Raw genomic sequence first — 6,000 nt, 5'->3', positions numbered from 1 at the left:
GCGGGCGCCGTCACATCAGGCCGATGCTCTTCATCGCAGCCCTGACCGCCATCCGCGGCAAAAATGATCTGGCCGCGGCATACAAGGCATTCCTCAAAGCCGGGAAGCCAAAGCGCCTCGCTCTTGCAGCCATCATGCGAAAGATCATCATCCGCGCAAACGCCCGCATCCGTGACCAAATCGCTCCCAAACCGCAACTGACTTGATGACGGAAGGTTTGCTGTTAACGGCTAAATTCCAACGTTTCTGCCTGGAAAGAACGGTTCCCGGTAGAGGAAAAAAACATCTCCACCCGTCATTCCTGTGCTTGTCACAGGAATCCATGCCTCAACCTATCCATTCACGACAACGGCGCAAAAGGACACCAAGCGATTCCATCAAAAGAGGAAGCGCTCTAAAAAAACCTCAGCGATGATCACGGAAAGTTGTGACCTTCCCGTGCAAGGTCATGCAGCCGAAAACAAAGTCTCGTCACTATTCGGAGTCACACTCCAACCCAATCGGACGACCTCCAGTCAAAGTCTGATCATGAAGCGCTCGTGGCTCCGGCCTCGGGCGTTTCGTGTTTTTGGCTAAATCTCAATCCCAGCCTGCCTCAAGTCAGCTTTCAACTGCTCCGCGCTTGTAAACTGCACCGCCTGCCATCCTGCGGCGCGGGCGCCTTCGACATTAGCGGCTGAATCGTCGATGAACAGCGTCGCCGCCGGTTCGAGATCGAAGGCTTTGGCATGATGCTCATAAATCGCAATATCGGGTTTTAAGAGGCCAATATCGCCGGAGACCGTCACGCCGCGGCTGATCGTCAGGAACGGAAAGCGTAGCTGCGCTTCGCGGAGCGTATCGGATGCGAAGTTGGTCAGCATCGTCACGTCATGGCCATCGGCGACGAGGCGCTCCAGGATCGCGACGCTCGCCTCATAGGCGTGGGGCACCATTCTGTGCCAGTTCTTGCGGAAGGCGCGGATGTGGTCGGCCCGCTCGGGATGCATCCCGATCAGCAGGGCTTCCGCTTCTTCCCATGTCCGGCCCCGGTCCTGCTCCAGGTTCCAGTCATGCGTGCAGATGTTTTCCAGAAACCAGCGACGTTCCTCATCGTCCGGAATGATGTCGGCGAAGCCCAGATGGGGATCGTAATGGATCAGCACCTTGCCGATATCGAAGACGATGTGTTTGACGGGTTGGTTCATGCGATCTGTCTCCCCTTGAAAGCATCAGGTATCGCCGCGGCTATCGCCTTTTTCATGACGGTCGGCAAGGCTTCGCGCGGTAACTCGTCGGGAACTGACCACCAGCCGGCGCCGATGGCCTGCTCCGGAATGTCGTCAGCCCGGTAGACGGTAAGCCGCAGCTCGAAATGGGTGAAAACATGAGAAATGCTGCCTGAATCGCTCCATTGCGCGGGAAAGGGGGCTGCATTCGCGGATGTGTCGCCATCCACCCGCGCGGTCCAGCCGGTGCACGGCACTTCGGCCATGCCGCCCAGAAGACCAGAGGCGGGCCGCTTGCGCAAATATACCGAGCCGCCGGGCGATATGGCGACGAAAGCCGCGCCCAGGCGCACCGGCCTTTTCTTCTTCGGGGCTTTGACCGGGAAAACTTCGGGATAGCCTCCTTGGAGCCCCTTGCAACCGTCATTGACGGGGCAAAGCGTACAAGCGGGTCGTCTGGGTGTGCAGATCGTGGCGCCCAGATCCATCATGCCTTGGGCAAAGTCGCCGGGCCGGATTTCAGGGGTTATCGCCTGCATCGTCGCGCGGATCTCCGCCTTCGCGGCGGGAAGCGGTGTCGTTATGGCGAAAAGTCTCGTGACGACGCGCTCTACATTGCCATCAACCACCGCGGCAGGACGATCGAATGCGATGGCTGCGATTGCCGCCGCCGTGTAGTCGCCGATGCCGGGGAGAGCCTTCAGCCCTTCGAACGTCGAGGGAAATTCGCCGTCCATCTCGCCCGTGATGATTTCGGCGCATTTTTTCAGGTTTCGTGCGCGCGAATAATAGCCAAGTCCGGCCCATGCGCGCATCACTTCGTCATCGCTTGCCGCCGCCAGCGCGCGGACCGTTGGCCAGCGTGCGACGAAGGTCCGGAAATAGGCCTTCACCGCCTCGACCGTCGTTTGCTGCAGCATGATCTCCGACAGCCACACACGGTAGGGATCGGCGACTTCTCCGGCCAGGCGCTGCGCCGGTGCTATCCGCCATGGCAGCAGGCGATGATGGGTGTCGTACCATTGAAGCAATTGCCGGGCTTTGCGATTCATCGATATCCTGTTTATGCTCCGCATTGCGACGATAGGCTAATTTCGGCCGTTGTTTCTTTATGGTCCTGTTGACTTTCACGCTTATGCGTTCCACCGCTGATACAACACGAAACGGTCCAGAAGGCTACTCCTTGCCGATACCCGTCTATGTCATCAATCTTGACCGGTCGCATGAGCGGTTGCAGGCGGTGAAGGACAGCGCAGCGCGATTTCACGTCGCGATCCACCGGATTCCGGCTGTGGATGGGCGCGCTCTATTGCCGTCATCCCTTGCGGATTTAGATGAAGCGGGGTTCAGGCGTTATCATGGCAAAAATGTCATGCCGGCCGAGATCGGCTGTTATTTCAGCCATTTGAACGCGCTTCGGGAAATCGCCAACGGCGATGCACCGCACGCGGTCATCGTCGAGGACGATATCATATTTACCCATGACTTTGTGCCGTTCATCGACGCTCTCGCTCAGGTATCGGGCTGGGACGCCGTCAAGCTCGTCAATCATCGCACGCCGCTTTTTCGATCGTTCAGGCGCATCGGCTCCCGCTTTTCGATAGGGCGATGCGCTCATGGCCCGCTTGGAAGCTCTGCCGCGTATGTGGTAACCAGAGAGGGGGCGAAAAAGATTCTTGCTGCGTTGAGACCCATGCGCATCCCCTACGATATTGCGCTGGAGCGCGGATGGAGCGGTAATTATGCAATTTTCACAACCGATCGGCCCTTGGTCGAATTCTCGCCGCAGGCGGTTTCCACCATTGCCGATCGTACAGCCTATGCGAGCGCCAAACTGGCGGTGTGGAAGCGAATAGGGGCATTGATGTTCAGGACAAGCGACTATGCGCGCCGCATATGCTTCGCCTGTGCGCCAAATCATCTGACGGATGTGAAAGAATGATCCTGCGAAAGTCCTTTCTGGTGCGCCGGCGCGTCGATCCGTGGGTTTTGGGCGTCGGCGCGGCGATGATGCCGGTGCGTATCGGCCTCGGGCCCATAGTCCTGTTCGTGTTCGCTTGCATCGGCATCTATCTTACCTGTGGACGGCACAGGACTACGCGCCTTTTCGCGCGCAATTTCTATATCTGCGCCGTGCTTTACGGCATCTGGTCGCTCGGGCTGATTTTCGTGCGCGGCGAGCCGATCATGGATAACCGGCAGGTCGGTTATACCTTGCTTTTCACCATTTTTGCCTTTGCCGGTCCGGGCATGGTTCTCATGCGGGATCCTTTGAAAGCCTTCGTCGTGGGATCGCGGGTTGGCACCGTCCTGGCATTTCTCGCTACTTTGACTCTTGTCATCCTCTATGGCGGGCGGATCGGCGTCGGCGGCAATCCCGCCGTTTTTGCCTTTGTCGCCGGTCTTGCAGCAATTGGCGCCACCATTCCCATACGGGGCGCACCGCGCTACCTGCCGAATGGCCCGTGGTGGCTCATTCTTTGTTCCGTTGTAATACTTGCATCCGGAACGCGTGCCGTGCTGGTGGTTCTTCCGGTCTTCGCGCTTGTCGAGATGCTGATTTGGCTCCAGAGGTTCACGCTGAAAACCAGAATGATTTCGTATGTCGCAATAGTCTTCGCGGCATATGGTATTGTATCGTTCAATCTGGTGGACCGTATTGGTCACAGCCGCTTTGCCTCGATCATCGAGTATCACGAAACGGCCGACGCAGGCAAAGCGGAAAGCCAGGCATCAGCCGATGCACAGCCATCGGCCGATGCAGGCAAAGGAGGAGGCGAACCACCAGTCGCTGTCCCTCCAGTCACTGCCCGCTTGCAATCGTCGGCGGAAACCCGCCTTGTTATGTGGGAGGGCGCCAAGCAAGTGATACTGGAGCATCCGCTCATCGGTGTCGGCTCCTATGCCAAGATGGACGCGGTTCGCGCCAAAGCGGGAGAGAACGCCCCGTTGCTGGACGGATACCGTCATGTGCACAATGCCGTGCTGGACGAGTTGTTGAATGGCGGCGTGATCGGCTTGGTTCTTCTTTTCGCCTGCGCCTATTTCGCGTTGTCGCACCTTTTTCGTCATTCCGATTGCTTCGCAATGACGCGCGCCATCATTTATTTTATCATCGCTTGCACAGCCTATGGAATGCTGCACAATCCGCTGCTGCATGAGGTGACGATCTCTGGAATTTTCTTCTTTTTGGGCGCGCTCAATGCGGCTGTCTCGCGTTCCGCCATGGCCGAGCGGCGTGGCGTGAGCGTCAACACCGCCGGAGCGAAGGGGTAGGATTGGGCGACAGGCAGGACCACACCGGCTTCAGGCCACTGGCGGATACGGCATCGGGCGTTCTCGACCCCGTGCTTCGCAAGCGCGCCGGCATTAATCTGGCTCTCGTGCAATCCTGGGAAGATGTCATAGGCGCCGCGTTGGGTGCTCAGTCGCGACCGTTGAAGATCGTCTGGCCGCGCCGCGCCCATGAGGACGATCCGTTTCAGCCCGCGACGCTCGTCATCGCATGCGAAGGTTTCGCGGCTATCCGTATCCAGCACGAGACGGGCGAAATCATCAGCCGCGTCAATTCTTTCCTGGGTTTTGCCGCGATCGGGCGGATCAAGATCGAGCAGAAGCCGGTTGCGACTGCCGCGCGCCCGCGCCGGAAAGGCCCACCTGTTGTAGACGCCGCGTCGGAAAAACGCATTGAGGCTGCGACTGGCGCAATAGAGGACGACGGCCTGCGCGCCGCCCTTGCAAGGCTCGGCCGCAGCGTGATTGCCGAACGAATTAAAAAACGGTAATCTTGCGGAAATCCAAAGACTTCGCGCTTTCCTTGGCCTAGAAAACAATCAAACAGACAACGAAAACAGACGAACCATATAGGTGATTCGAATGGCTGCCAAATTGAACCGTAGAGATATTCTTTCCCTGGCGGCCATATCCGCCGCCGGCGTGGCGCTTGCCGCGTGTAGCGATTCCTCGAGCGATGCCTCCGGGACGCCATCGAAGGAGACGACCGCCGCCACCTCCAACGCGCCTGCTCCCGAGGGCACGGTGGATACCGCCAAGCTCTATGCGCCGGGCAAGCTGAAGGACGAGGTGCTGGGCAACGCCGATGCGCCGGTGACCATCGTCGAATATGCCTCGATGACATGCCCGCATTGCGCCGAATTCACCGAAAAGACGCTGCCGGCCATCAAGCAGAAATATATCGATACCGGCAAGGCGAAGCTGATCCTGCGCGAGTTCCCCTTCGATCCGCGCGCCGCCGCCGCCTTCATGCTGGCGCGCTGCGCGCCTGATGGCCGCTATTACCCAATGGTCGATGTGCTGTTCAAGCAGCAGGACCAATGGGCCGTGGCACAGGATGCCGAGGCGGCTTTGCTGCAAATCGCCAAGCTCGCCGGTTTTACACCGGAATCCTTCAAAGCTTGCTTGACGAACCAGCAGCTTCTCGATGATCTGAATGCAACGCGGGAGCGCGGCGAGAAGGAATTCGGCGTCACCGCGACACCGACCTTTTTTATAAACGGGAAGAAATACGTTGGAGCGCTGTCGGTTGAGCAGATGTCGGCGATCATCGACGGTCTTCTTTGAGCTGGGATTGTTGAGGCGCGGCGGCTGGGACCACCCCCCTCTGGCTTGCCAGCCATCTCCCCCTCAAGGGGGGAGATCATGCCTTCATAGACGTGCAGCACCAATCGCAAACGTTCGCAAGGTAATGGCGGAGGGACATGTCAGCCAATCTCCCCCCTTGAGGGGGAGATGCCCGGCAGGGCAGAGGGGGGTATCCCCGCGCCAACATTTC

The 6,000-nt window shown here is 58.8% G+C and carries 6 protein-coding genes and 1 pseudogene; 5 read left to right on the top strand and 2 right to left on the bottom strand.

Annotated features, from left to right (window positions below):
• Positions 1-206 (top strand): annotated as a pseudogene (locus C7477_RS17330) (IS110 family transposase); the annotation flags it as partial.
• A 366-nt stretch (positions 207-572) separates the two neighbouring features.
• Here the strand turns inward: C7477_RS17330 and C7477_RS17325 are convergent.
• The gene (locus C7477_RS17325; protein ID WP_110754449.1) at positions 573-1,187 is read right to left on the bottom strand and encodes an HAD family hydrolase; all 615 of its coding nucleotides are present in this window, start codon (positions 1,185-1,187) and stop codon (positions 573-575) included.
• Positions 1,184-2,260, bottom strand: a complete 1,077-nt coding sequence (gene mutY / locus C7477_RS17320) for an A/G-specific adenine glycosylase (protein WP_110754446.1) — start codon at positions 2,258-2,260, stop codon at positions 1,184-1,186. The genes C7477_RS17325 and mutY overlap by 4 nt, the downstream gene beginning before the upstream one ends.
• 131 nt (positions 2,261-2,391) lie before the next feature.
• Between mutY and C7477_RS17315 the strand changes: the two genes are divergently transcribed.
• The 4 genes from C7477_RS17315 (at position 2,392) to C7477_RS17300 (ending at position 5,789) form a co-directional block, all read left to right on the top strand.
• Positions 2,392-3,150 carry a glycosyltransferase family 25 protein gene (locus C7477_RS17315; RefSeq protein WP_245411888.1) on the top strand — a complete coding sequence of 253 codons (759 nt, stop codon included), beginning with the start codon at positions 2,392-2,394 and terminating at the stop codon, positions 3,148-3,150.
• Positions 3,147-4,484: an O-antigen ligase family protein gene (locus C7477_RS17310; RefSeq protein WP_110754444.1), complete on the top strand. Its 1,338-nt coding sequence runs from the start codon at positions 3,147-3,149 to the stop codon at positions 4,482-4,484. The genes C7477_RS17315 and C7477_RS17310 overlap by 4 nt, the downstream gene beginning before the upstream one ends.
• 2 nt (positions 4,485-4,486) lie before the next feature.
• Positions 4,487-4,993 carry a DUF721 domain-containing protein gene (locus C7477_RS17305; protein WP_110754442.1) on the top strand — a complete coding sequence of 169 codons (507 nt, stop codon included), beginning with the start codon at positions 4,487-4,489 and terminating at the stop codon, positions 4,991-4,993.
• A 91-nt stretch (positions 4,994-5,084) separates the two neighbouring features.
• Positions 5,085-5,789 carry a DsbA family protein gene (locus C7477_RS17300; protein WP_110754440.1) on the top strand — a complete coding sequence of 235 codons (705 nt, stop codon included), beginning with the start codon at positions 5,085-5,087 and terminating at the stop codon, positions 5,787-5,789.
• Positions 5,790-6,000: the final 211 nt, after the last annotated feature.

The sequence above is a fragment of the Paramesorhizobium leguminum genome (assembly GCF_003217235.1).
In the GTDB taxonomy this organism is placed as follows: Bacteria; Pseudomonadota; Alphaproteobacteria; order Rhizobiales; family Rhizobiaceae; genus Paramesorhizobium; species Paramesorhizobium leguminum.
The sequence above is the reverse complement of the archived record's forward strand: the minus strand, read 5'-3'. Positions and strand labels throughout refer to the sequence as shown.

Coding starts and splice junctions, on each gene's coding strand:
- mutY (WP_110754446.1), bottom strand. CDS start 2,260: ATGAATCGCAAAGCCCGGCAATTGCTTCAATGGTACGACACCCATCAT.
- C7477_RS17300 (WP_110754440.1), top strand. CDS start 5,085: ATGGCTGCCAAATTGAACCGTAGAGATATTCTTTCCCTGGCGGCCATA.
- C7477_RS17325 (WP_110754449.1), bottom strand. CDS start 1,187: ATGAACCAACCCGTCAAACACATCGTCTTCGATATCGGCAAGGTGCTG.
- C7477_RS17310 (WP_110754444.1), top strand. CDS start 3,147: ATGATCCTGCGAAAGTCCTTTCTGGTGCGCCGGCGCGTCGATCCGTGG.